29 protein-coding genes and 1 tRNA gene are annotated in these 24734 nt (G+C 40.4%); 7 read left to right on the top strand and 23 right to left on the bottom strand.

Annotated elements, in window-relative coordinates; translation table 11 throughout:
- The first annotated feature begins 118 nt into the window (after positions 1–118).
- Entirely contained in the window at positions 119–1444 is a 1326-nt protein-coding gene (locus tag ABR189_RS25415; protein WP_354663300.1) for a GntP family permease, read from the top strand.
- Between the two features lie 233 nt (positions 1445–1677).
- On the opposite strand, the gene ABR189_RS25410 is transcribed toward ABR189_RS25415, so the two are convergent.
- Positions 1678–1748, bottom strand: a tRNA-Gln gene (locus ABR189_RS25410).
- A 263-nt stretch (positions 1749–2011) separates the two neighbouring features.
- Between ABR189_RS25410 and ABR189_RS25405 the strand changes: the two genes are divergently transcribed.
- The 3 genes from ABR189_RS25405 (at position 2012) to ABR189_RS25395 (ending at position 6409) form a co-directional block, all read left to right on the top strand.
- Positions 2012–2551 (top strand): hypothetical protein, encoded by a 540-nt coding sequence (locus ABR189_RS25405; RefSeq protein ID WP_354663299.1) that lies wholly within the window; start codon positions 2012–2014, stop codon positions 2549–2551.
- Positions 2552–2624: 73 nt separating this feature from the next.
- Positions 2625–5663: a ligand-binding sensor domain-containing protein gene (locus ABR189_RS25400; protein WP_354663298.1), complete on the top strand. Its 3039-nt coding sequence runs from the start codon at positions 2625–2627 to the stop codon at positions 5661–5663.
- A complete protein-coding gene (locus ABR189_RS25395; protein WP_354663297.1) occupies positions 5663–6409 on the top strand; it encodes a LytR/AlgR family response regulator transcription factor in 747 nt (248 codons plus the stop codon). The genes ABR189_RS25400 and ABR189_RS25395 overlap by 1 nt, the downstream gene beginning before the upstream one ends.
- A 228-nt stretch (positions 6410–6637) precedes the next feature.
- Here ABR189_RS25395 and ABR189_RS25390 read toward each other — a convergent pair whose 3' ends face one another.
- The 4 genes from ABR189_RS25390 to ABR189_RS25380 all read right to left on the bottom strand — a co-directional run bounded on the left by ABR189_RS25390 (position 6638) and on the right by ABR189_RS25380 (position 9157).
- A complete protein-coding gene (locus ABR189_RS25390; RefSeq protein WP_354663296.1) occupies positions 6638–7324 on the bottom strand; it encodes a hypothetical protein in 687 nt (228 codons plus the stop codon).
- 82 nt (positions 7325–7406) lie between these two features.
- Positions 7407–7619, bottom strand: coding sequence for a DUF6965 family protein (locus ABR189_RS30070; protein ID WP_435575338.1), 213 nt, complete (start codon positions 7617–7619; stop codon positions 7407–7409).
- 63 nt (positions 7620–7682) lie between these two features.
- The gene (locus ABR189_RS25385) at positions 7683–8240 is read right to left on the bottom strand and encodes a TIR domain-containing protein (RefSeq protein ID WP_354663295.1); all 558 of its coding nucleotides are present in this window, start codon (positions 8238–8240) and stop codon (positions 7683–7685) included.
- A 41-nt stretch (positions 8241–8281) separates the two neighbouring features.
- The gene (locus ABR189_RS25380) at positions 8282–9157 is read right to left on the bottom strand and encodes a macro domain-containing protein (RefSeq protein WP_354663294.1); all 876 of its coding nucleotides are present in this window, start codon (positions 9155–9157) and stop codon (positions 8282–8284) included.
- A 188-nt stretch (positions 9158–9345) separates the two neighbouring features.
- On the opposite strand from ABR189_RS25380, the gene ABR189_RS25375 reads away from it, so the two are divergent.
- The 3 genes from ABR189_RS25375 to ABR189_RS25365 all read left to right on the top strand — a co-directional run bounded on the left by ABR189_RS25375 (position 9346) and on the right by ABR189_RS25365 (position 10858).
- Positions 9346–9603, top strand: a complete 258-nt coding sequence (locus ABR189_RS25375; protein ID WP_354663293.1) for a hypothetical protein — start codon at positions 9346–9348, stop codon at positions 9601–9603.
- A gap of 582 nt (positions 9604–10185) precedes the next feature.
- Positions 10186–10587 (top strand): hypothetical protein, encoded by a 402-nt coding sequence (locus tag ABR189_RS25370; protein ID WP_354663292.1) that lies wholly within the window; start codon positions 10186–10188, stop codon positions 10585–10587.
- 25 nt (positions 10588–10612) lie between these two features.
- Positions 10613–10858, top strand: a complete 246-nt coding sequence (locus ABR189_RS25365; RefSeq protein WP_354663291.1) for a hypothetical protein — start codon at positions 10613–10615, stop codon at positions 10856–10858.
- Positions 10859–10912: 54 nt separating this feature from the next.
- Here ABR189_RS25365 and ABR189_RS25360 read toward each other — a convergent pair whose 3' ends face one another.
- The 18 genes from ABR189_RS25360 to ABR189_RS25275 form a co-directional block, all read right to left on the bottom strand.
- A complete protein-coding gene (locus ABR189_RS25360; protein WP_354663290.1) occupies positions 10913–11239 on the bottom strand; it encodes a hypothetical protein in 327 nt (108 codons plus the stop codon).
- A gap of 78 nt (positions 11240–11317) precedes the next feature.
- On the bottom strand, positions 11318–11866 hold the full coding sequence (locus ABR189_RS25355) for a hypothetical protein (RefSeq protein WP_354663289.1): 549 nt from the start codon (positions 11864–11866) through the stop codon (positions 11318–11320).
- Positions 11867–11936: 70 nt separating this feature from the next.
- Positions 11937–12830, bottom strand: a complete 894-nt coding sequence (locus ABR189_RS25350; protein WP_354663288.1) for a hypothetical protein — start codon at positions 12828–12830, stop codon at positions 11937–11939.
- Between the two features lie 11 nt (positions 12831–12841).
- On the bottom strand, positions 12842–13072 hold the full coding sequence (locus tag ABR189_RS25345; protein ID WP_354663287.1) for a hypothetical protein: 231 nt from the start codon (positions 13070–13072) through the stop codon (positions 12842–12844).
- 82 nt (positions 13073–13154) lie between these two features.
- The gene (locus ABR189_RS25340; protein WP_354663285.1) at positions 13155–14399 is read right to left on the bottom strand and encodes a hypothetical protein; all 1245 of its coding nucleotides are present in this window, start codon (positions 14397–14399) and stop codon (positions 13155–13157) included.
- Positions 14400–14401: 2 nt separating this feature from the next.
- Entirely contained in the window at positions 14402–15466 is a 1065-nt protein-coding gene (locus ABR189_RS25335) for a hypothetical protein (RefSeq protein WP_354663284.1), read from the bottom strand.
- A gap of 86 nt (positions 15467–15552) precedes the next feature.
- Entirely contained in the window at positions 15553–16392 is an 840-nt protein-coding gene (traN, locus tag ABR189_RS25330) for a conjugative transposon protein TraN (RefSeq protein WP_354663283.1), read from the bottom strand.
- Positions 16393–16417: 25 nt separating this feature from the next.
- Complete coding sequence (gene traM / locus ABR189_RS25325; RefSeq protein WP_354663282.1) at positions 16418–17683, bottom strand: conjugative transposon protein TraM; 1266 nt, start codon at positions 17681–17683, stop codon at positions 16418–16420.
- Between the two features lies 1 nt (position 17684).
- Positions 17685–18167, bottom strand: a complete 483-nt coding sequence (locus tag ABR189_RS25320; protein WP_354663281.1) for a hypothetical protein — start codon at positions 18165–18167, stop codon at positions 17685–17687.
- A gap of 32 nt (positions 18168–18199) precedes the next feature.
- Positions 18200–18817, bottom strand: a complete 618-nt coding sequence (traK, locus tag ABR189_RS25315) for a conjugative transposon protein TraK (protein ID WP_354663280.1) — start codon at positions 18815–18817, stop codon at positions 18200–18202.
- A gap of 106 nt (positions 18818–18923) precedes the next feature.
- Positions 18924–20126, bottom strand: coding sequence for a conjugative transposon protein TraJ (gene traJ / locus ABR189_RS25310; RefSeq protein WP_354663279.1), 1203 nt, complete (start codon positions 20124–20126; stop codon positions 18924–18926).
- A complete protein-coding gene (locus tag ABR189_RS25305; RefSeq protein WP_354663278.1) occupies positions 20126–20770 on the bottom strand; it encodes a TerB family tellurite resistance protein in 645 nt (214 codons plus the stop codon). Before ABR189_RS25305 ends, traJ begins: the two co-directional genes overlap by 1 nt.
- 55 nt (positions 20771–20825) lie before the next feature.
- Entirely contained in the window at positions 20826–21473 is a 648-nt protein-coding gene (locus ABR189_RS25300; RefSeq protein WP_354663277.1) for a hypothetical protein, read from the bottom strand.
- Between the two features lie 97 nt (positions 21474–21570).
- A complete protein-coding gene (locus tag ABR189_RS25295) occupies positions 21571–22428 on the bottom strand; it encodes a hypothetical protein (protein ID WP_354663276.1) in 858 nt (285 codons plus the stop codon).
- 37 nt (positions 22429–22465) lie between these two features.
- Positions 22466–22870 carry a hypothetical protein gene (locus ABR189_RS25290; protein WP_354663275.1) on the bottom strand — a complete coding sequence of 135 codons (405 nt, stop codon included), beginning with the start codon at positions 22868–22870 and terminating at the stop codon, positions 22466–22468.
- A gap of 42 nt (positions 22871–22912) precedes the next feature.
- On the bottom strand, positions 22913–23335 hold the full coding sequence (locus tag ABR189_RS25285; RefSeq protein ID WP_354663274.1) for a hypothetical protein: 423 nt from the start codon (positions 23333–23335) through the stop codon (positions 22913–22915).
- A 75-nt stretch (positions 23336–23410) separates the two neighbouring features.
- Positions 23411–24046, bottom strand: coding sequence for a hypothetical protein (locus ABR189_RS25280; RefSeq protein WP_354663273.1), 636 nt, complete (start codon positions 24044–24046; stop codon positions 23411–23413).
- Between the two features lie 45 nt (positions 24047–24091).
- Positions 24092–24718, bottom strand: coding sequence for a hypothetical protein (locus ABR189_RS25275; protein ID WP_354663272.1), 627 nt, complete (start codon positions 24716–24718; stop codon positions 24092–24094).
- Between the last annotated feature and the right edge of the window lie 16 nt (positions 24719–24734).

Raw genomic sequence — 24734 nt, 5'->3', positions numbered from 1 at the left:
GTTAACACAACACCCGCCAAATATATATAATTTATTTTTTCCAATAAATAAACTTAAAGCCATTACTATCTATGGGAATTATATTAGTCTTGTTATATTGTGTATACAAATCTTTCCCATGACCACTGCTTTTTTACAGGTAATGCTATCATTAGCAGCAGGTATTGCATTGATTGTGCTGCTGACTGCGAAATATCGTGTACACGCTTTTTTTGCGCTGTTTCTGGCTTGTTTTGTAGTAGGGCTAGGCGTTCAGTTGCCGGTGAACGATATCATCACTGCCATGAAAGAAGGGTTCGGCAATATCCTGAAATCCCTTGGATTCATTATCGTGTTAGGCACTATGCTTGGTGTAATACTGGAGCATACCGGCAGCACACAGGTGATGGCCGCTTTTATTCTCCGGCTGGTAGGCGAACGGTTTGCTGCTGCCGCTATGGGCATTACCGGCTTTATAGTAGGACTTCCCATTTTCTGCGACTCCGGTTATATTGTATTAAGTGGTTTAAATAAATCTGTAGCCCGTCGTACAGGCATTTCCATTATTACAATGTCTGTATCACTGGCCGCTGGCTTATATGCCGTACATTGCCTGATTCCGCCACATCCCGGCGCTACCGCTGCTGCCGGTATCCTGGGTGCTGACCTGGGTAAATTAATCCTCACCGGGATAACAGTCGCTATTCTGCCTACTATCGTAGGCTGCTGGTGGGCACATTATGCAGGGAGTAAAATCCAGGCAGGAGATAATGATGAGGTCCATACATCCCGGGAAATACCGGACATGCCCGTATGGAAAGCTTTTCTACCCGTATTGGTACCTATTGTGCTGATTGCTATAGGTGCATTCAGTGATATGGAAAAATCTGCCTCCGGCGCAGGTACACTTTTCCATTTGCTGGGCAATCCGGTCATTGCTTTACTGATTGGCGTAATACTGGCCTTCTTAAGTGCACCTGCATGGGACCGTCATACCACCGGACAACTGATGACAGAAGCGGTAGAAAAAGCCGGCAGTATATTAGTGATTATAGGTGCAGGTGGGGCATTTGGGGCAGTATTGGCCGGCACCAGGATTGGAGAACACTTTAGCGAAGCACTGCACCTGGGTAGTCTGGGGATAATATTTCCTTTTTTACTGGCTTCCCTGCTAAAAACAGCGCAGGGGTCTTCCACGGTAGCAATCATTACTGCGGCCTCCGTTATCCAGCCACTGCTGCCTGCCTTAGGCCTGGATAGCGAAACCGGCAGATTGCTTTGCATGCTGGCATTAGGAGGTGGTTCTATGATGATATCCCATGCTAATGATGCCTATTTCTGGGTGATTTCCAAATTCTCCGGCCTGGAAATGAAAGCTATGTTAAAAGTATACTCTGTAGCAACGGTACTGATGGGGATTACCACGCTAGTAATCGTATATGTGTTATCTCTTTTCCTGTTATGATATCTCTCCACCAGTAACTCCCGGTTATGGTTTATCTGAACAATTGGGAAGGGCTTTCTGAAACTGGGAATAACCGCACGCTTTACCGCTTTATTCTTCAAGATGCATACTTTCCAAAAGCACTTCCTGGCTGATTGCAAAAGCAGTCCTTTATAGGTAACCAGGAAATTACTATCTTATGCTGGTTGATTTTTCAATAAAAAAACCCACTCAAAGAGTGGGTCTTCTGCATGTTGCCCGACCTGGATTCGAACCAAGACAAACAGTACCAAAAACTGTCGTACTACCTTTATACTATCGGGCAATCATTATTTGGGACGGCGAAATTATACATTTTTTTTAAACGTCCAAAAAAAACCGGTGATTTTCCGCCAGCAAGCGATTATTTTTCCGCCGCTGGCTCATTCATTGCTGTGAACAGCTAAATCTTACCTTCATATTATATCCCGTTCCTGCAACTTTACCAGAAGTTTCCCAAAAGCCGGTACTATCCAAAAAGCATTAACTGTCTGATCAATAGCTACATTGTTTACGATCTGATTATACTACACACTTAAAAAAACTGATATGAAAGCATACCTTTTGCCTTTACTACTATTCGTTTTTATGGCATGTAAAAAAGGAGATCCTGGACCTGCCGGGTTGCAAGGGCCAGCAGGACCTACCGGTGCCAATGGTGCAAATGGAGCAACGGGTCCACAAGGTCCTCAGGGTATTGCCGGTAATGCCAATGTAAAACAATATACCTATGGTGTACAAAATCTGGCTGCCGGATTTGTTAATTTACAGGTAACCACTACTCTGGACACGATGAACAGATCACAATGGTTCGTATATCTTTACTATCAACCGTTGGAGCGCTGGTATTTTCTTCCCGGCTCAGGTATAGGTGGTGCAACACAATACCGTGTCAGCATGGGATATGTCAGTAATAAAGTCAATTTCTATATTGACAAAACAGGTCCCGGAGAAAGCTATGCACAAGCTAAGGTGATCCGGATTTATGCAAATAGCGTAGTTCCTGGTGGCAGGTTAGCTAATGTCCTCCCTCCTATTGATTTTACTGATTACGAAGCAGTAAGGAAGTATTATCAGCTGGCTAAGTAAGGTAGCACAATGAATATCCGGGTATCCGTTGCTTTTAACTGTATTCGTTGTAATTTAATATAAAAGTTGCTGCTTGAATTGCCTATCCAGATACTCCCTGGTTTTCCTTACCTTATTGAGTTATCAGTTATTGACAGCTCAATCAAAGGACTTGTTTTTTGAAAACTACACCTCTCAAAATGGTCTTTCGCAAAACAGTTGCTTTGCTATCACACAAGATGCCGCAGGTTTTATGTGGTTTGGAACACAGGATGGACTTAACAGGTATGATGGGAAACAATTCAAAGTTTTTTTACCGCAGCATCCGACCGGTAAAAAACTTCCTTCCAATTATATCACCTCCCTGTTTTTCGACACTTACGAAAAATTGTTATGGGTAGGTACCATCCGTGGTGCATGTATCTATCATCCGGAAAAAGATGCCTTAATAAAGATCAGTGAATTGTATCCTGCTGCCAGCCCGCTGGAAACAGTGCCTATTAAAACTATTGTCAGCTTTAAAGCACATGAATACTGGTTTATTACTTATAACAAAGGATTGCTGCAGCTGAATACGCGGACAGGCACCCTGCAAACCTTCTTTAATAATGCAGCAACCAATGCAGGCGTAAGCAGTATTGTGCTGCATAAAGGGAAGATCCTTGTATCTGTATCACAGCATTTATTTCACCTGATTCCGGAAAAAGAAAACTATCAGATACAGCCCCTGCTGCCACAACATGCTTTTCCTGAAATAAAAACATTGTTTTCTTATGATAGTACGCTCTGGATTGGCACTTTAACAGCAGGATGCTATTATATTACGGAGCCTGTAACAGATGCTGCCAACATTCATCTGTTTAAGGCAACCAGCAGCGGTGTTGGATCCTTTGCAAGAGATGCTGCCGGTAATTTATGGATAGGTACCCGGGGAGATGGCATCATACAATACAACCCTCACTCGGGTGCGATACAAACTGCCCGGCACAACAAATATGATAACCGTACTCCCGGAAAAAACTTTGTACTCAATCTGTTCCTGGACAGACAACGATTGATGTGGTGTGGACTTAGCGGCGGAGGTATTGCGAAATATGATCCACTGAAATACCAGTTCAGTTCTTTGAGCAATGAGCCATTAAATACAGCATCCTTACCGGACAATATGGTTTTTACCCTTTTTAAAACCAAGGATGGACACCATTTCATTGGCACACAGAACAAAGGGCTTATAAAATGGGAAGTGGATTCCTCCCGATTTCACAGTTATCCCGGCATTGCCAGATTTGGGGCAGCTAATAATACGGTTTACAGTATTGCAGAGGATGACGACCGTAATCTCTGGATAGCCAGTTGGGGAGGGTTGATGCAGCTGGATAATCAGTATCAGCAATTCCGCTACTTCGAAGAGAAAAATCTGTTGACCACCAAAAAGCTCTATACAGTGCATAAATTGAAATATGCAGACAGTCTTTTTATCACAGGTGAAAACGGCCCCGTATTTTTTTCCCTGAAAGAAAAAAGATGGTATTCCTGTAAGGATACACTACTTCAATCGTATGCGTATATAGGCAGGTATACTTATGAAGATGAATCAAAAAACCTGTGGATCTGTACTGAGGGAGGCGGGCTTATAAAGTATGATTATGTCAGGGGAAAATTCAAAGTAATTGAATCTGTGAAAAAGCTGGCTGCTTATACCAGGTATCTGCTACGCGATGGGACTTTATTCTGGCTGGCAACAGATAATGGAATTGTGGTGTACGATTTTGAAAAAGAAAAAGTAAAAAAACACATCAGCATTAATCAGGCAAATGCTTCCAATGTATGTTATGCAATCCAGAAAGACAGCTCCGGATTATTTTGGGTGAGTACCAACACCGGATTGTACCGGATTAATCCTGCCAATTATGTTATGCAGCACTACGATCAGGATAACGGACTATCCTTTCTTGAATACAACACTGCCTGTACACTTACCGAAACAGACGGTTCCTTTTTGTTCGGTGGCGTAGGTGGCATTACCCAATTCAAGCCATCACTTTTGAAGGAAAATACCTTTAGTCCTGACCCGCTTATAACTGCAATACTGGTAAATGGTATCCCCTGGACTTTAAATAAAGCGCCTTCTCAAATCAACACGCTTACACTAAACCATCATCAAAATTCCATCACCATACAGTTTGCAGTAAACAATTTTTCCAATCATAATAAAAACCAGTTTGCCTACCGGCTGCAAGGACTTAATGATAGCTGGGTAAATTATAAAAATAATAATACCGCCAGCTACAACAGTCTTCCACCAGGCAGGTACCACTTTCAATTACAATCCGCCAATAGTGACGGCAAGTGGAGCAATGGGACAACCATGCTCGCAATTATCATTCAGCCTCCCTGGTGGCAAACATGGTGGTTCCGCATCGGTGTATTGCTGATTGTAGCAGGTATTACCTTTTGGATCATAAGAAAAAGGATCGGTAATATCCGTTACAAAGCTGCACTGAAACAGAAAATCACAGAAACAGAAATGATGGCACTCAGAGCGCAGATGAATCCACATTTTATTTTTAACTGCATTAATAGTATTGATGCACTTATCCAGAGTAACGATAAATATCACGCCACCGTATACCTGAATAAATTTGCCAAGCTGCTCCGTAATATCCTTGACAGCTCAAAACAGCATACCGTTACACTGGCAAAAGACCTGGACACATTACAACTGTATATAGACCTGGAAAAGCTCAGGTATGAAAATAAATTTACGGCCACCATACAGGCTGATGAATTATTGTTGCAGGATGATTATAAAGTGCCTCCGCTGATTGTACAGCCTTATGTTGAAAATGCTATCTTACATGGGCTAAAAAACCGGCTTGATAATAAGGGTACCCTGTTGATTAAAGTTTCAAAATTTCCCGGATACATTGAATATATCATTGAAGATAATGGGGTGGGCAGACAAGCACAAAAGCCTACCTCCATGAACGGAAATTCCTATGGTATGCAAATGAGCCAGGACAGGGTCCGGTTTTTCAACAAAGAGGCTAATGCCTCAGTGGTGGTCACTGATCTGAAAGAAAATGGCATAGCAACGGGTACAAAAATACAGGTACGTTTAAACATACAATAATGCTGACAGCTGTAATCATAGATGATGAACAAAAAGGGCGTATTGCCCTGCGTGAAAAACTGCACGACTATTGCCCCGAAGTACAGTTAAGTGGTGAAGCCGCAGATGGGGAAACAGGCATGAAACTGATTAAAGATTTAAAACCCCAAATCGTTTTCCTGGATATTGAAATGCCGCGCATGGGTGGTTTTGAAATGCTGAACCAGCTACAGGATAAACGCTTCCACCTTATTTTCACTACGGCTTATGACCAATATGCCATTAAAGCGATTAAATATGCGGCATTTGATTATTTGCTAAAGCCGGTAGACATAGAAGAATTGAGATCGGCTATTGAAAGGGTAAAAAAAGAAGCCCAGGAACCAACAGAAAAAAAGCTGGAGATCCTGCAGCAAAACTTATTATCCAGGTATCACCTCAGTAAAATCGCCATTCCTTCCATGGATGGGTTGCTTTTTTTCAATACCGCCGACATCATTCATCTGGAAGCCCAAAGCAACTATACTTTCATTCACTTTGTGAATCATCCGCCTTTTTTAGCCAGCCGTACCCTCAAAGATTTTGAGGAATTATTACCTGCGCTGACTTTTTTCCGTACCCACCATTCTCATATTATCAATCTCAATTACATCAAGCGTTATATCCGTGGGGATGGCGGGCAGATTGAGATGCAAAATGGAAACTATGTTACTGTGGCCAGGCGCAAGAAAGAGGAGTTTCTGAAAGCCTTCGGATATATATCCTGATAACAGAAAATACCTGAATGCTTTAAATACCAAAAGCCCACTCAATACATTGAGTGGGCTTTTATCTTTTGTTGTCCCAACTGTACAAAATTCGAACCTTTTCCTTTTAGATTTGAGGAGGTTAGCGAACGCTAAATACTGATTTTGAACACATTAGACAAATAAAACGGAGATTCTAATCTATATAGGAGAGGTATTTTCTTGAAATTCCTCTCCTATTTAATACTTTTAATCTTCATTATCCTTAACAAATTGAATAATTCGTTTGGGAAAAGGTTGGTCCTCAACTCCACATTCAACTAATGTTTTAGAAAGCCTCTCTAAGTGTTCTTTTAGTTTGATACTGTAGAAGGTATTTAACTTTTGCACAAATACTGATTTTAGCTCTGACTTTTCATCTATTGATAAAATTCTTTGATGTAATAACCAAAAAGATTCAAGAATAATCATTATCTGCGGCGCCTCCTGAAACGCGTGAAATCCAAAACTTTCATTTATAATAATATCTCTGTAGCCTGGTTCGGTACAACGATGGCAAAAAATTCTTAGACCAACCAATCCAACATTCGTATCATGAATTTGATTTGGCTTGAAGCCTGTGGATTCTGTAGTTGAAAAAGAGTTTATTTCCTGATCAAGTTGATTAAACAGCACAATTACTATGTCACTCTCGTTTTTCAACCTTTGTTCTATGTTGGCCTCAGTTTGTTTAGTAAGAGCCAAATACAATAAAATTGTGGAAATCAAACCTATAACTGGTCCGCTAAGGCCACTAATCGCGGTAGCAATTTTGTCACTATCTGATAGATCAAATTCTCGTATTAAAGCTGGCATTTTCAGTAAATAAACCGATATAATTATAGCAAGTCCCGATATAAGACATATACGGATTATTAAATATGCTTCCTTTTTCATTATATAAATAATTATATATTAGGTATTTTAAGAAATTAACCACCTTTTACGTTCTTGAAGATATACGTAATATTTTATTGGGCTATCTACTTTCCAATTCTAAAATCCTCTTCAATTCTATAAGGCGATCATAATCCCCCTTAGCTGTGGGCGAATTTGGATTGTTGTCAATAGAGATCAAATGACTCTGGACAAATTTGGGTACATCAGTAATTTTAGTTGCTTTGTTTAAAAAGATAGGCCCTTCAGGTAATTCTATATTATTAAAATATTCGCAAAGTTCTTCATACGTCATGTGGCAAATATATTCCTTAATTTACTCATATAAATAAATTAAGAATTTTTAAAATCACTTTGGTTAAATTGCAATATTCCACATCTTATAAGTTTCTCTGGAATAAATTCCTAGCCCATATCCGTTTGGAAGATTGTTATGGTTAAACTGGCGAACTGCGGAATAAATTGGAGTTTTCCTAAAAGGTATATGAATTGCGTGAGCTGTACCTTCATCAATTCTTTTTTTTAATGATGGAGGCCATTTTGCCGATAAGTCCGATGCGTTTTGGATACCGAGTTCAATTCCAACATAGGTGACGATTAAAGGAATTTTACAAACATCAACTGCGTATTCAATTTCAAATGGAACCCAATCGTCGTCAAACTTCGTTGTTTCACCAATTATTAGCACTAAGTTTTTGCTATTCCTAAGCCGCTCTTTTAGCCTATTTCTTAATGTTTCCTTTGAACTTGAGTCTCTGACGGCAGCCGTTTTATCATGACTATTAATAATTGTAAATTCATCGTCGCTTTTTTCTGACCAAGCCTTAATCATATTATAATACTTGATATCTGAATGTATTGGATAATTTGTGCCGTTCGCATGAAATGCGACATATGTGCCATTTCTATATGCCATAATTATAAATTGGAATTAAATATAGTTTGATTGATTAATCGTTAAGGACAATAATGCCTTAAAAGATCCGACACCTCAAATAGGTTAATTTCAAAATTTTCCGCGTCTGATGGATGAATCATAATTAACAATTTGTTACTGAAGACCTGATCTTCGGAAGCTTTCACAAATGATTGGGCGATTCGGGCAATAACCCTTTTACTGTTTGTAGATAGCCTACCCCGACCTTTACCGATCATAGGTACTATAATAGTTGTATTTTCACCTTTTGCAGCAATAAACTTCCAGAGTTCTTCTACAGAAAATAAAACATTTTCCAATGTAGTACTTGCTGTGTTGTCATAATTTAAATCGGACATAGCTAACCAGTAAAAGACTTCGGTTCCAATGTTGATCCTAACAACGGTACCCATTGGATATTTACGATTTTTACCTGCTGCTTTATTAAATTCAGTCGATTCAATATTTGTTAATCCTGCATCTAAAAGTTGATTTAATGGAACTATACTTTGAGGGTAGTAAAGATCTGTGAATTGCCCTTGTAGACTATTCTTCGCAATAACACCATTTGCTATATCTGTATCAAAAGTTGTATTGGTACTTATTACCTTTTGTCCTTTTTCCTCGAATAAATTCCCAATTTTTACTTCCACTGTTAAATCTTTCCCAGCGTGCCTGTACTTGATTTTGGTTACTGGACGACGAGAAATTAAAACAATAATGATGGATATTATGAATAGGCACATTAGAAGTGGAGGAGGAACTGTATCCAGGTTATATTTTTTTGAAGCCCTGACCATCTCAAGTATAAGCCAAAAAGCACCTAAAACCGCGAAAAATGTTTTGATGGCGTCTTTACTGAACAAGGCATATTTCCAATATGACAATGTTTTAATGGATTGAAAAAAATAATTCATTATAAGAGGTTAATACTTTGTGTGGTGAATTGATTCGTAATATAAGTTTTTTATTAAATAATTTCAAAACTCTATAGGATATATTCAATTGACAGTAAATAATTTGTAATGTCTGGTAAACCATTTGCACCCGGCACTGAAATTTGGTATATTTAATAGACCTAAATTTTAACATAATTCATAATATAATGGAAGCAGATAAAGAATCATTCACTATACAGATTGATTTGATAGAAAATGGTAACATAGTAGATGTTTTGGTAATTCCTTCTGAGGTAGAAGATGACAATTCGCATGTTTATAGTTCCTTTGCAACAGTTTTAGATGGAGTGACACTTGCCATACTGAAGCATGAAAATGACTCAAACTGGTCACAGATTGAAGGAAGTCTGGATCAACAAACCATAGATAAAATTGGACGGGAAATTGATAGTCACTTTCTTTAATTGGAAGGTATTGGCATGTGCCCATCGAAAGAAATTAATATTGTCTATTATAAGACCAAACGGTGAATGATCTCAAAGATCGTTCACCGTTTCCATTTATTAGCACCACACTTTTTACATTTCAATGCAACCATTCAATTGGTACCTTTTATAAGAATCCAGTGTAGATTAATTGTAATGACGACAAACCCGTGATTTTTTCCATACCAAATTAAATCTATGGTTTCAATAATGAGAAACAAGCCATCTAAATATCGCTCACAATGGCATTGCAAACATATTGTACGATTTTTCTTCTTATGATGTGTTCGGTGCGATACCGGCCCTTCTCATTTTGTCATTATAACCAGTTTCAGTTATACCTGGGCTGGTTATTGTAATTTTTTTAAAAGGGGTTTATCATAACTAAATTTGACAACCAAGCCAGCCCTGTCATCAGGGTTGGTTTTTTATCACATTTTGTATTTACAATGAACAGGATGTACGGCATTATTTCGTCAGGAATTTAGGGTTATTTAGATCGAAAAGACAGTATCTTGATATTAATTTGTCCAAAACAGCTAATTTTTAAAATGTATAATCATGGATGATCATTTGCTAAAAAAGTCATCTTACCTCTTTGTTCAACCAATTACACATCTATGGTATGTCCCTCTGAGAGAAGTTCAGACAAAAAAAGAGTTTTCAGGCCCTCCTATTGAACTGATCCACGGTTTTTTCATAAAGGAAAGATTGGATGGTGATATAATTAAGGTATTGGCAATGAATCCTAGAATAGAAATTAAAATGATGCCCTTGCAAGTCGGCTGGTTCAAAATAGAGAACCATTCTTCTGATGAATGTACATTCTCAAGTATCGAGCACATAATTTTACCGAAATTTAAGGAGATAATTAACAGCCTTGAAGAAGGGAAAGCAACTGCATGGTGTGTAAATGCACCACCAGGAACTAATAATACCATCCTTTTTGACGTTATGCCATAAACTAATTTCCCCTAAAACATATCACATGCAGCAAGCCATAAATAGAACAAATTTTCATGCTTTACTTAATGACAATAGTAAATATGCAGAAGAATGCGGGCAAACATTGGAAGAATATCATTTGGTGAGTTTTGACAATTATCCGGAGGGATGGAACGGCATCTTTTATGGCGATAGTTGGGATCTTTTATCCGACGACCAAAAAACAGAACGAAGGTCAATATTGGTCCAGGAACTATCCGAGTATGCTCAAATCTCTAAGATAATTTGAAGATGATTCTATTCTACCATAGGCTATTGGGGAATATTGACAAGTAGGCTACACCTATTCTTCATAGGTATCCGAACCTTTGTAAAGTTTTACCACTCTTCTCCACCTGATCCGGTGTTCTCCAGCGCCTTCTGCTCTAAGAATATCTTTCAACATATTATACGATATTTCTCCATATTCAAGTGGATGAATAGTGTCTTCATTAAATGGAAGTAGCCAAATTGGCAAAACTTCATCCGTGTCGTCTGCCAGTAAGCTGGTGAATCCCAAACCGTTTAGTGTAGCAACAACTTCCACGAAAGTATCATTACCACAGGGCAATCCAACCCTAACCACGTCATTTAATTTGAATTCTGTTCTAACGTTTTGAGAAGGCGTCATTTATAAAATTTTACCTATCGAAATTACTGAATTTTTAAATTCGATGTCCACCTCACCCAAAAAAAGGATGACCGAAGTCTATTTCCAAACCACAGGAATATTCTCTATTAAATACATTTTATCTCCAATATGCTCATAGTCTAAAGAAAGGATACACCGGATATGAAAATTACCAATAGACTTTACCCCATTCTCAGACTTCATCCTTAAAGTCAAAGTCCGGCTCTCACCTGCTGACATTTCCTGTTTAACGGTTGCAACCCAGTTAAACTTTTTATCCCCAAATTGCACAAAAGATATATTCTGAAAACCCTTGTTAGTATTTACTGCATTTTTTTGCGTAAACACTTTGTATTTTATGCCCTTTGAATCTGTTATGCCCAGGTCATCAAAGCCACCTATTGCCAGTGAAACACCGGCACTTTTGGAATAATTATTTTTGAAACTCATGGTTATTTCCACGATTCCAGTTTTTTGATTGCCCGACGCTTTCACATCCGATAATGGTAAGGAAGGATACGGACTTGATATTTTTATTTCATGTGCATCCTGTGCTGTAACCGTAAAAACGGTTGCCACTAAAAGGATACAGGTTACAAAAATTGTTATTGAGAATTTATTTTTCATCGTAAAAGGTTTTAATTTAAGGTAGTAAAAATTCAGCAATCATCTGCATTTTTAACGTTTTTGTTGCAGGCTATCTCTTGATTCTTTTCCTCACTTTTTTTTTATTCATATCTTCAATTATTCTTTCACCAGGTAAATCTAGATTTTGTTTAAATGCCGGTTTATTCACGGACATAGTGACCAGTTCCCCCTGCCTAGAAAGAATTGCTCTTCGGTTTCCATTATAAAAATTCAATTTTCCAGATGCTGGATTAGCCTCCACTTTCAATCGCACTCTTGCACCAATGGCTAAAACAACATTGATTTCCTCCACATTTCCACGGTCTAAAGAACGACACAATTCCCCGATCGATTTATGTTTACCATAATCTGCTAAAGGGTATGAGGCAATAGCCTGTTCAGTAGAAAATAGCCTATCCTTGCCCATTAGTTGAAGGCGGTAGTTACCCGAAACATTAACCATTGTAAAATCATAGCTCTGCCAATCTTTATAATAGATCCCATCAGGATAAAGCACATCCTTTTTCACCCATTTACCCTTTAAAAGGTTATAGGACTCTTCTAAAGAAAGACTTCTATTGGCACAATCGTAGTATTCAACAGGAATTGTCTGCTTTTTGAAAGGTAAGTTTGTGTTTTGTTCGGTGCCCAGCAAGCGAACAGTATATTGGTTAAAAAAATAATTGTTATTCGTTGACCTGGTAAACTGGAGTTCACATGCTACAGTATCCTCCCCGATCAATGTCCGGTAAGGGAGATTTATTTTTGTCGCTCCATCTCTCATTTGTTGCCATAAACTCTCACCAAGGACATCGCCAAATCCTAATGACTCGATCTGCCTTTTCAGTATGACAAAATTTGACGTCCTGGGATCAATTATATAACGTTCCTTTTCTGCATATGAAAGTGGGGCTAATCCCAGTTCATATAATGCAACGGAAATTTCCTGTAAATTATTTTTCATTCTAAAATGGGTTAATAACTATGCACATTAATGGCCTCCAGATCCACCTGACTCGCTTTCTTGCGATAAAATGACGGGTGATATTTCAAATAACCATATTCATCAAGTTGTTTCATGATCGTATAATACGTCCCGCTGGTAGATATTTTAGCCATCGGCAGGATCTGCCAACTATAGACCGACAGAAATCCTTTGTACTGCTGTTTGCTCCACAAGTAAAAAAGAGCCATATATACAGCCATATGTGCTTTATTAATCCTGGGATCGCTAACTACCTTACAAAAAAAAGTGAGCAGGTTTTGCTGGTGGTCCATAATTAAGTTTCTAATGTGATAATCTGGATTTAGTTTTTCTTGCTTTCACAGCATTATTCTTAGGCGCTTGTTTTTTGCTCCCTGTTAACCTGGATGCGGCTTTGGTTGCATCAGTTTTTTCAGTTTTAGAAACCCGTTTTTTTTGAGGAACCGAAGCCTGGTTTACCTTATGATACTGCGCCCGGACAGTTTCTGCCTTAGTGCTACTTTGCGGCGCTAATGAATTATTTTGTCTTGTTTGATAATGCAAGGTTGATACGGATTCGGGCTTCTGGTTTGCATAGAGTTTTTTAAGGTCAATAGGTTTTCCTTTCTCATCATTAAGTTTCACACGGGATTGTTCTGGATCAGCTTCTATATATATCGATAAGGGTTTTCCCTGACGTTCGATATTTACCGCAGCCCGTTGACCTGAAATAAGGGAGCCAACTATGCGTAACTGATCATACAGATTGAGTTCTTTCCAAAAAGGTAGTTTTCGGCAGTGTTCATTGGTATCGAAGTTTTTAACGGACACATATTTGGTCAAATAATTCCCGCGCTCGTCCTGGATGTTATCCAGTTTGGTCCAGCGTTGTACCACCTTGCCGTTTTCAGTAACCGTATCTAACATAGCCCTTCCACTGATCAGGTTTTCAGCACGTTTAACATGGGTTAAACCATCATCACCAATTTGAAAAGTATGCTGACGAACTTCTCCAGGATTGAGCTGGTTGCGATACACGGCCTGGTAACTGTCAAAACGATGTCCTAACTGCTGATCAAAGGAAAATTTAAGGTTGAAATGTACCTGGTCATTCTGCTTTGTGACTACATTGGTAGGGATGGAGAAAGTATTTTCTCCATCCCTGATCTTTTTGAATACCTGGGCCACATACGCACCAAAGCCTGCCTTTTGCATTTGGGTTTGAATATCTGCAAGTCTCTGGTCCTGTTTACGTAGTTCAATATGTTGAACAAATGCAAATCGTAATGGCCTGGTCAAATAAGTAAAAAACCTTTGGAAGCCTTTGCCTTTTGGATATGCTGTACGTAGAAGAGCCTTGCGCTCAATGGCCAGTATTTTAAGACTATCCCTTTCATCAGGGGTAGCTGTTAAAGATAATTTAGCAGCTACTTCATCTAATCTCTTTAACCTGAATTTCGCAAATTCTGTGCTTGCCATAACAGATGGCGGAAACAAATTGACATTATTTTCCTCCATCTGTTTCCAGGCCGCAAGGGCTTGATGTACCCTATTGATTCTTTGTTCCATAGCTAAACTTTATGTGCGGCTTTTTTATTTTTGGCCGGAGTTGTTTTATTGGATTTCACACCCTTATTGCTCAGCTGCTTCACCGGGCGCGCCACTTTATCGGCGGCTTTACGTGAGGTGCTTCCCTTTTTTTCTCCCGTAACAATATCCGTTTGATTAACATCAGCCACCGGCTGACCATTTTTAGGCGGTTCAATACCAACGGGAGGACCATCGGGGTAGAGTTGAACCACTTTGGTTTCTTTGTTGGCTTCCGGTTCTACATTCGGGTTAGGCAGCGGGGAAAGACCAAGTTCAATTTTTTCCTTTTCAGCGGCATTTTGACGCGCAGCTGCCTCCAGCTTTTTTGCCTCTTTCTCCTGATTGGAGATGTAAACACGCGGGTTTGTGTCATAAATCCCGATCTTTTTAAATTCCGCATCAACAGCAATCCAGCGCACAATTTCTGTTTCTCCATTTTTTAGGGTGACCCTCTGAACGTTGCCCTTTTTCATTGACCTGATTAGTCCATCGGCCAATTGCGGATCTTTAAGCATTTTAATTGCATGGGAATCACGCAATTGTTTTTCCATTAAAGGCCAGGAGAAGTTTTTCTTTGGATAGGATTTATACTTACTCAACTCCCTGTGATCCCCCTTTTTAAAACCAGTAAAACTTACCTCAGACTCCTCACCGGTAGCCGAATTTTTTTTCAGGTAGGTGATTTCCTTTTCCACCGATCCACCCAATTTCAGGTTGTACATTTCCTTTAAGGTGTAAGTGTTCTTTTTGAATTTGTGGTCGATATTAACCGATTCCCAAGTGGAGGCCGCAATGTCATCAGGACGGTTGATGATCCGGGTGTCATACGAGTTAAAATGATACCAGCCTTCCTTCCCCTTATTGAAATGCAGGATTGATTCGGTTGTATCCCTGGTGTCCTGATCACCAAAATCACGTTTAATGTTGATGGTGAAACTATCCATCCCTTTGCCGATGTTTTCTCTGATTTCGGCTTCATAGATTTCACCAAAACCGGTCATTTTCACTCTGTCGTGCAAATACTTCACATTTTTCTCGATTACCATGTTCTTAAATTTTTGAGTTAACATTCTCCTTCTACCAGCTCGACAATGCTGCTGGGCAGAAGTCCTATTTTATTATTGGGGTAGCGTTAAAGCTGTACTACATTCATTAAATGACGGTTCCGGATTCGGATGAGCAGGTTTCTTCCCCCGTCCCTTTCCATCATTTCGATCACCAGTACTTTCTGGTCAGGTATAGTGAATTTGGGAACAGCGACAACAATATTCTGCGAGGATCGCGAACCGATCACCGTAGAATTTCCAGATACATACAAAGGGGTAATCTGTAACTGTTGAGAGGCTGTACGTTTGGCTTTCTTTAGATCCTGGATGTAGAAACGGAGTTGGTCTACGTTATATCCAATAGTGCTGTTATTATCCAATTCAAGTTGCAGGTACATTACATCGTCCTTAATGTAAAGACCAATGCAGCGTAAAGCAATGTCACTGGCAGAAGCGCGGATATTTTTGATTATCGGCTGCTTATGTCCCAGGGAGGTTGCCAAATCGTTTACCTTAGCCTCATTGTTGTCCCCGGAGGAAAAAAGTGCCCAGGGAGTTTGAGCAATCACCTTACCCAAACTAAAATTCAACTGGGCCGGGTTGGCTAGATAATGGACAATGAAAGAATACAGTGTTCCATCAGAACAAACCACTGTCAGGTTGGTTTCTTTCAGTGTATCACTTGCAGCTTTCACCTGAAGGATATTTTCTACCCCTTTTGCCTTTTGCACCATCACATCCTGCTGTCCCCTGTCCACCGATTTTATGGCATAAGGAAAAATTAAATTGGTGGTTTTCCATTTGGAAATTTCCAGGTGCATTGGGATGACTTTTGCTTTTACTTCAGTCACTAAATTTTGGGCACGCACCATCTGCCCGGTTAACAACATGATCACACACAGGACCACTCTTCCACACTCTTTCATGTTCTACAATGTTTATAATGAATACTTAATTGATTTGCTCCTGTTTGTCGTCCTTTAGCAGTAGTTTATAACCTGCCTTTAAGGTGATCTTCACCAGTTTGACTTTCTTTTTAATCAGGTTTTTGCTTAATTCAATACCAGCCGAAGCCGCCTGGGTGGCCAGGTTGGGGTCAAAACTATTTATACCCAGGCCCTGTAAAGCATCCGTCCCGTTTTCCTTCGCTATATCCCGGGTGATCGCGCCAGGGATGTGTATACCCTGCATCCCGTCCATATCACAGACAGATAGATTCACCGGATAAATGGAACCATTGTGGCGGATACTGTTAATCTCTATGGTTAACCGCTCCCCATTAATCTGAGCCTGTCCAAAAACAAAGTTGTCCTTAGGAACAAGTTCACCGCGGATCATGATATCACTGGTCAGGCGCATTTTCACAATAGACCCGGAAACTATGGTCTGATTGTCATGCACCACTGCTGAAATCGTGTTGGCCTGTTCAGCAATGGCAGATTCGGGGAGACTATAAAAATCTGCCTGCGTAGGCTGTTTTGATTTTTTTGCTACCGGAGCATTCATCACTGTGACAACATTATCGTCATTCTTTGCCGTCACTGCATAGATCTTACCTTTTGTCTGTTCGGAAGCATTCTTCAGTTTGTCCTTTGCCAGTTCAGGGTGCTGGATGTCAACTATCTTTTCAAGCATGGAGTTGATCTGCTGCATTTCCGGATCACCCGAGGCCGATCCTTGTTGCATCATCGCCATCATGTTTTCCAATCTGTCCAAATCACTTTTACTCACCGAGGAGGCACCGTTAGATGATTGCGGAAAACCAAATGGGTTAGCTGCAACCGGGGAAGGTTGATTTAATGCAGTGTTCAACTCCGACAGTTTACGGTACATCTGTGCCTCCCGAGGATCAGTATAACCAGGCATGGTAGATAATGATGGGTTCATACCCTGTGGCCCGTAAGGATTAAAATTTGTTGATCCGCCAGCAATTGGTGCAGAATTTAGATAGGGATCATTTTTATTCTGTTCGCTGCGACGGTTACTGTCAGCTTCCGCTTTGGCATAAAAACTCATTTTATCCTGTGGCCTGTCACCATCAAATGTGGCGTCGGGCAAGGCCATGTTCACTTTACTATCTTCTGGTTTGTGTTTTTCCTCTTTGGGGCTACTGCTAAAGGCCCAGGCAATCAACAGGATAAAGGGTACAGTCAACAGAGGCAAGAACAGTAAAAACTTACGTTGTTTTTCTTCAGGGTTATTTTCTAACGTTTTCATATCAATTATTTTTTGGGGTTGTTTCATTTCTTTGTTGCTCCTTTGCAGCCGGATTTTCTATGGGAAGCATCTTTTGATACAGTAGTAGGCTATCCATCAGCCCAGGTCGTTGGGAAAGTATCCGTTCATACGCACCACGACCATTTGGGCTTTGAGCAAGGCTGTCCATATATGCCTTAAATGCCATGATCTTTGCATGGGATACCTGGTCGATATCCGTATCAAACCATTTGTTTTCAAAAGGATTGTTGCTAAGTGGAGTAGAGATCTGCTTGATGTTCAGGCTTTGCTCAGCCGGAGCATAGAAACATCTAACGATCAGCCAGATGTTATAACTACTTAAAGCGATAATCAGGGAGACAATTAAAAGCACATTTTTCCTATTGCCTTTATCCTTACCACCACTGTGGATATGCCCGGAAATTGTGGAACCAATGGAAACTCTTTCCGATAGTCCGGATTTTTTTGTCTGAATGGATTTCATTTTAATTGGGTTATTCATTAGCCAGCAATAGGCTAACGAGGGTTAACACTGAGGTCTTTATTTTCCAGGATGTTCCAACGTTCTATCAAAAGGCCATGACTGTTGTTTTCACTACGCGAAACTTCGCGCAATTGACCGGATGTGACCAGGCTTCGCGTTAAAATCGATGAGGGCCTGGTCAGGGTTTGGACCGCAAAACAACGAAAGCTGATCGGACTGGTATTCATATCCAGCAGTACACTATCGACCTTAATGGTTTGATTGATATTCGAACTGATGATATTGGAATAATAATTCCCTTCCTTTAAGTCATCATACTGCCTCTTTGCAGATTCATCGGCCAGGTACAAGGCTTTGGAGATCGTCGATTCAATACCCTTATCATCAGGCGGAAGGTTAAAAAACAAACCATGAAACACCCTTACCTGATCTCGTGCCTCAACAGGCAAATTGTCCTTACGCTCGCTGGCATAGGCTTCCAGCGCCTTACCGTTCACCAGTACATAAACTTTTTCATTTTTACTCTTAATCAGATCATAACTCTTGTACACCGTAAACAGGCATAGTGTCGCTGAAGCAATGACCACCACTACGGCTAACATTCTGATGTAGCGGAAGGTGGTGTCAATATTTTGCATTTTCTTGAACATTTCATTTTCACTTTATCGTTTTCACATTGTTCTTGTCATCAAATGACAATAATTCTAAACTTAGCTGGCATCGGCCTTTTCTTACCTATATGCCTGGGAAATACACTTACTTTTTTTCCTTGCCACCTGAGATTTTGCTCATCATGTAAGCAGCGCTGTGTCCAATAGAACGACCCATTGCGCCTGCCACACCTGTACCGGATTCTTTGCCGCTTTTCCCCTCATTATAGTTTTGTCGCATATCGGCAATCTTATCCATTGCACCACCCACTTTTCCTGGTGTGGTCATGGCCAGGCTAGTGAGCTTCTGTACCATCGCACCTCCGCCTCCTGCATTTACCACAAAACCTGCAACGGATGGAACTGTGAAATAGCCCACAATCCCTATCAACAAGAACACCAAGTACCCCGTGTCTGAAGGACTGAAAAAAGTATCCCCGGTTTGCTGAATCTGACCGATGTCCATTTTAATTAGGTTCTCCTGGATCTTTCCGATGATTGCCCCGAATAGATTCGCAACCGGTAACCACAACGAAACATTAATATACTTTGCAATCCACGCCCCAAGGGTATGTCCAAGACCATCGAAGACCGAAAGCGCAAAGACCAGTGGGCCTAAGATGGACAGCACGATCAATTGAAAAGTCCGCAAAGCATTTATACAAAGTGCAGCGGCCTCGAACAGTACATGAAGGATCTCCGACATCCATTCCTTCACGGAGTTTTGAAACTTATAGGTTGCCTTTTCCAGGGCAAATTTCAAGCTGTTGCCTATACCTTCATACCATTTTTCTCCCTTCGGATCTTCTCCACCGTGAGTGTACCGGTACCACTGATCCCTATCGCCGGCATCATTCTGTCCTACATACATCTGGTATACCGGTGATTCTTTAATGGCAGCTTCTTTCTTTTGCAGCAACAGCTTTACGGTCTGATTTGATCCCTGAACCATCGCACCTGTGCCATCAGCAATAGGATCTAATATCCCGTTCATCACCCCTAAGACGAGTGGAAAAAAACTGATGCAAAACCCCAGCACAAAAGGTTTGAGTAAAGGGTGGAAATCAATGGCCTCAGCATTTAAAAGATGCTTCCATACCCGCGCAGCGATATAAAATAAGGCGGCAAATGCAGCTATGCCCCTGGATACGCCAATGAGTTTTTCGCATTCCAGCATCATTTCCTTGTACAGATCTTTCAATACATCCTGCATACTGTGCAGGTTATCGGCAACCCCACCATCTGCATAGCTCATCAGTGGCACTAATGAAAAGAGTAGTACCATGCTCAATAACATAGACTTTTTCATCAGCGTAAATTTTGAATGCCATACAATCGCTCCATACCAGTGACCTGATTTTTCGCCTTACTCCGGCTGAGTGCCATCAGAGAACAGCTCGAACCAAATTCGCGCACGAAAGTGAGCCGGTCCTCCATGTCCGCATAGATCTTATCAATACTGCTGAGCCGCTCATCGTCACTCATTCTTAGTGATCCTGCCGTGACCACATTGACAAGTTCATCGAGGTTTTTTAAACTACCGGTTGCAACGTTATCGAACACGCCGACCATATAACTGATCTCCGATGAACCAAAAAGATCTGGCGCGGTAAAACGCCTGGCGGCGATCTTACATTCTTTGATCAATTGAATTTGATATTCAATGATGGTGGCTACCTTCTTGTATTTTTTTACCGCAGGAGAAACCTGCATTAAACCATCCAAAAAAACCTTATGAAGGCTGAAATTTCCTTCGGTTAAAGATTTAACCGTTCCATATCCTTTGGAAACAATCACGTATCCTTTTTCCAGGGTGGTAAGGATGCTTTTTAGCTGCGCAAGTTTTTCGATGTTCAGCGCCAGTTGGGCGGCCTCTGCGGCCTGGGCATTCGCCCGAAGAGGAAGCTGGCTGCCTGACAGGCATACCAGTATTACTAACAAAATCTTTTTCATCACTACACATTTTCACGTTCACTAATCTTGTCTTAAAGCCTTTAAGCACAGGTGGCTAAGGTTGCTCTATACCGTTTAAGAACTCGCTTCCACGGATCTCAGCCTGTTTTTTCTTTTTCATCTGCACCAGCAGTTCCAACTGGTCATCAAACTCCGAGGCAAAGGAACACTGCTCTTGCGCCTGGATATATATTTTATCAATCCTGGCTATTCTTTCATCATCTTTCATCTCCAGTTGGTTATCGGTTATAATGGCAATCAGTTCATCAATTGTCCCAGCCAATATTTCAAGGAGATGATCTATTACCTGAAGTAAAAATTGCCTTTGCGCGCTACCAATTAATTCGGAACGGGCAAGTTTACCCGCCTGCTTCAAACGGGTCACCGCTTCCACATTCATCACCATCACCTGGGTTACCTTTGCATATTTTTTGATCTTAGGGTTGACGATTTTTAAGGCGCCAAAGAAATCGCGGTGAAGGTTAAAATCTCCAGTTTTGATTTTGTTGATGATACCTACACCATTGCTGATGATGTCATACCCTTTTTTGATGTAACTTTTATAAACTTCAAGGGCCGCAATCTGAAGGCCCAACAGTTTCCGGTTTTCTTTTTTCTGCGAAAAAAAACCACCGAGAAACTGTGCCCTGGCTGGTAAAACCATGAGGGTCACCAGACATAATATACTTATGATAATTTTCATGTTCACGGGGTTAACTCTATACTTAATTTTCCATTCGGCTAAACAGCATGATATTGGGGTTAAACGGAATAGGGATCAATATTTCAATATCAATGGCTTACCATTTAAGCCCTCTTCTTTTGCGTTCTGTCTTTTGATTTTTAAGCGCTAAGGCATTTGCTTTTTGCGCTGTTGGCATATCATTAATTGATTTTAATAGAATCGGTACCACTTCATTGATCGAGACACCTTTGCGGATGTCAAAACGTATCACCCTTAACTGATCGGGAAAAAATCCCTTATTTGGGTCATACTGTACTTTCATCATACAAACCGTTCGTTGATCAGTGATCAAGCTGCCCTGAGTTATGGTTTGCAGCCACACGGGGAAAGCGTTTTTATTGTCAATACCTACCGGTCTTTCCTTCAGGTAAGCCAGCATTGTATGGGCCAGTTGGTTATACGGGACATCAGGAGCCATGAACTTTCCCGTATACCCTTTCTCATCTAGTATCCGGATAAATGTGTCCAAATGTTCAGCGCTGATTACAGGCAACTGAGGCAGTTTATCAAACAGCTTTTCAGGCAGATAAGCCATGTGCTGTAATTCACTTTTATATGGAATTGCATTAACCGGACAGGGCTGCGAGATCATATGAGCTACCTTCATTTTATGATCTGATAGCTGATAGACTTTCATGGAAGAGATATGCAAGCCACCCACCTGGTCATAATCCACTCCGAATACACAAAGGCTATATCGGGATCGGGGGTTATGTTCATTCACATCAACATAACTACATAAGGTCATTGGAAAGGCATTCTTGTAACCTTCAGTCCCAGAAAAAAACTTCAGGTAGGCATTCATACACCTCTTCAAATCCGTTTCCTCCACGTTCAATGCAAAAAATTTTCCATCGTAACCTTTTTCAACAAACTGTTTACTAAAGTTTTCTACATGTCTTTCATCAATCATTATTTATCCTATTAGGGTTAACTCCATTTGTATTCTACTAGATCCGGTAACGCGATTTTTTGACCCTCATATTAGGACCATTGATCCGCTCAACAACAGAAGGCTTATTGGGTATATCTGACAGGCGATTAATATTAATGGTATGTGCGACCAGTAATTTTGCCTGATTTGTGTTACGTTGTTCAACTGTGAACTGTCTAAGACGAATTCCATGCAGCCGCGTGTTTTCAAAGTTAAATTTGCATAGAAGGGCCTTTGTATCCGATTCTTCAAACTGCACAAAGGTTTGCAACTGTAAGGATGAAAATCCCCGTATACAAACATTAGTCAGCGCTTCGGAAAGATCTACAATTCTACCTTTCTCCCAAAACCATCCAACGTAGCCCTTTGCTTTAATTCCCTTTACAATTGCATCAATTTGCTGTTCACTGTTCCTAAGCATTTTATTACCTTTTTTGAATCTTTCCCTATGCTGACAAGCGAACTAATACCTATACCTCTTTTTGCTTCGGGTGATGGATTTGGCGACCATCTTGATCCCATTCGTTTTTTCTGGTATTTCGGAGCGGTGTTTTATTTCATGCACATGCCGGAAAACAGGGTACTTTTCACCCTCACCAATCAACTGGAGTTCATAGAATTTCACATGAACTTTATCCCTGGAATTATAATCTATCTCCAGTACACACCGGTTATACTTACCATTTTGATCTGCCAGTGAGGTAATCGAATATACATTTACAGGAAGCGCAACCGTCATCGGGTCAGCAATAGCCATATCCATATAGCCTTTCAGCAAATCCTCCAATTTCTCTGGCCCTTTTCCCTGTAAGAAAAATAAGCCATCATAGCCTTTACGCTGTAAAAACCGCACAAGTTCATCAATAGATTGATAGATCTTTTTCATCGTTCTTGTTCTCTATAACTTTTTCTTCTCCAGGGTTAAACGTTCACTTCAGGGTAACTCTTGCAGCTCATTTTCTTAAAGGCGCCACGGCTTTTTTCTGACTGCAACCGTAGGCTTAATGTTATTTTGGGGTGATTCCGTGAAGCCCGGTTTCACATATTGGTCAGGCTTAAATCCAGCCTGAAGGATCAGCGCTTCAGGAACATTGGTATTTAACAATTTGTCCCCCTTTTTTAATTCCGGCAATACCTCTTCCCTTAACTTTTGTAGCAGGACTTCTGGTCCATTAGAAGAAGCAAGGATCTCTTGCATCGAATATTTAAACCTTATAATTTCGCAAGTCCCCTCTTTATTACCATACACCAAACCATTGAGCATCCTTATTTTAATCTCCTTGTCCATCTTCTGGTCATTCTTTCGGTTTAAATGCTCCAGCATTAAGGCATCTACGTATTGTTCCAGGTACAGGTAGGCGGTAAGATCTTGCTCTGCAGGTTGTCTTTGCCCATAATGACTGGCACAAAATTTCTCCGCCTGTTTTAAGACTGCAACCGATTCAGGTTTTATTGGTTCAATCGTATTGACCATATCCCTCCCACGGTTACTTACATCAGCGATATATTTTCCATCTATGTAAATTTTCGCAGCAAAAGCATATGCCGATTCGCTCAGGGATTTATTATAATCAATGCTTTTCAATTCAATTTTCATGACTTTGATTTATCCGATTTAAAGTTTATCTACTGTAATATCAATTTAAAGCCCATGTCCTTTACTCCTTCTGACTTTAATTTTTTCCTCCGGCTTTTCATTTTGTTCTTGCGCAGGCAGGTATTGTCCTGGACTAAGCCCGGCCATTTTATAGATGTCTTCCGGAAGATTGGTATTGAGCATTTTAGCGCCATCAGCCAGATCGTCCATTGCGTAGGTCTTAATCGCATACACTAGCAGCTCCCGGTCAGCAGCATTGTTCAACATTTCAGTCACGGGCTTTTCAAACGGGACATTCCAGAACCTTTCTTCCAGATTGCCCCATACGATACTGTTGACCATTTTTTTATCAACCTTTCTTTGCGCCCGCTGAATATCAAGTTTGTTCATATGCCCAACCATGAGCATACTGGTATAAATTGCCAGATTATAAAAGCCTTTAAAGTCAGGTTCTGCCTGCCGCGCAGGCGTCATTGCAGCACATTCTGTTTCTGCCTTTTTAATGCTTTGCAGATCCTGGTCACTTTTCGCCTTGATCTTACACTGCACATTCAGGCCATTATTGCTTACATCCGCTACATATTTGTCATCCAGATAAAGCCTTGCCTCAAAGGCATAACACTTGCGCGTCAGCGCAGCATTATACTTGACATTTTTCAACTCCATTTTCATATCCTGTAATAATTTT

The organism is Chitinophaga sp. H8 (assembly GCF_040567655.1).
GTDB classification, from domain to species: Bacteria; Bacteroidota; Bacteroidia; order Chitinophagales; family Chitinophagaceae; genus Chitinophaga; species Chitinophaga defluvii.
The sequence above is the reverse complement of the archived record's forward strand: the minus strand, read 5'-3'. Positions and strand labels throughout refer to the sequence as shown.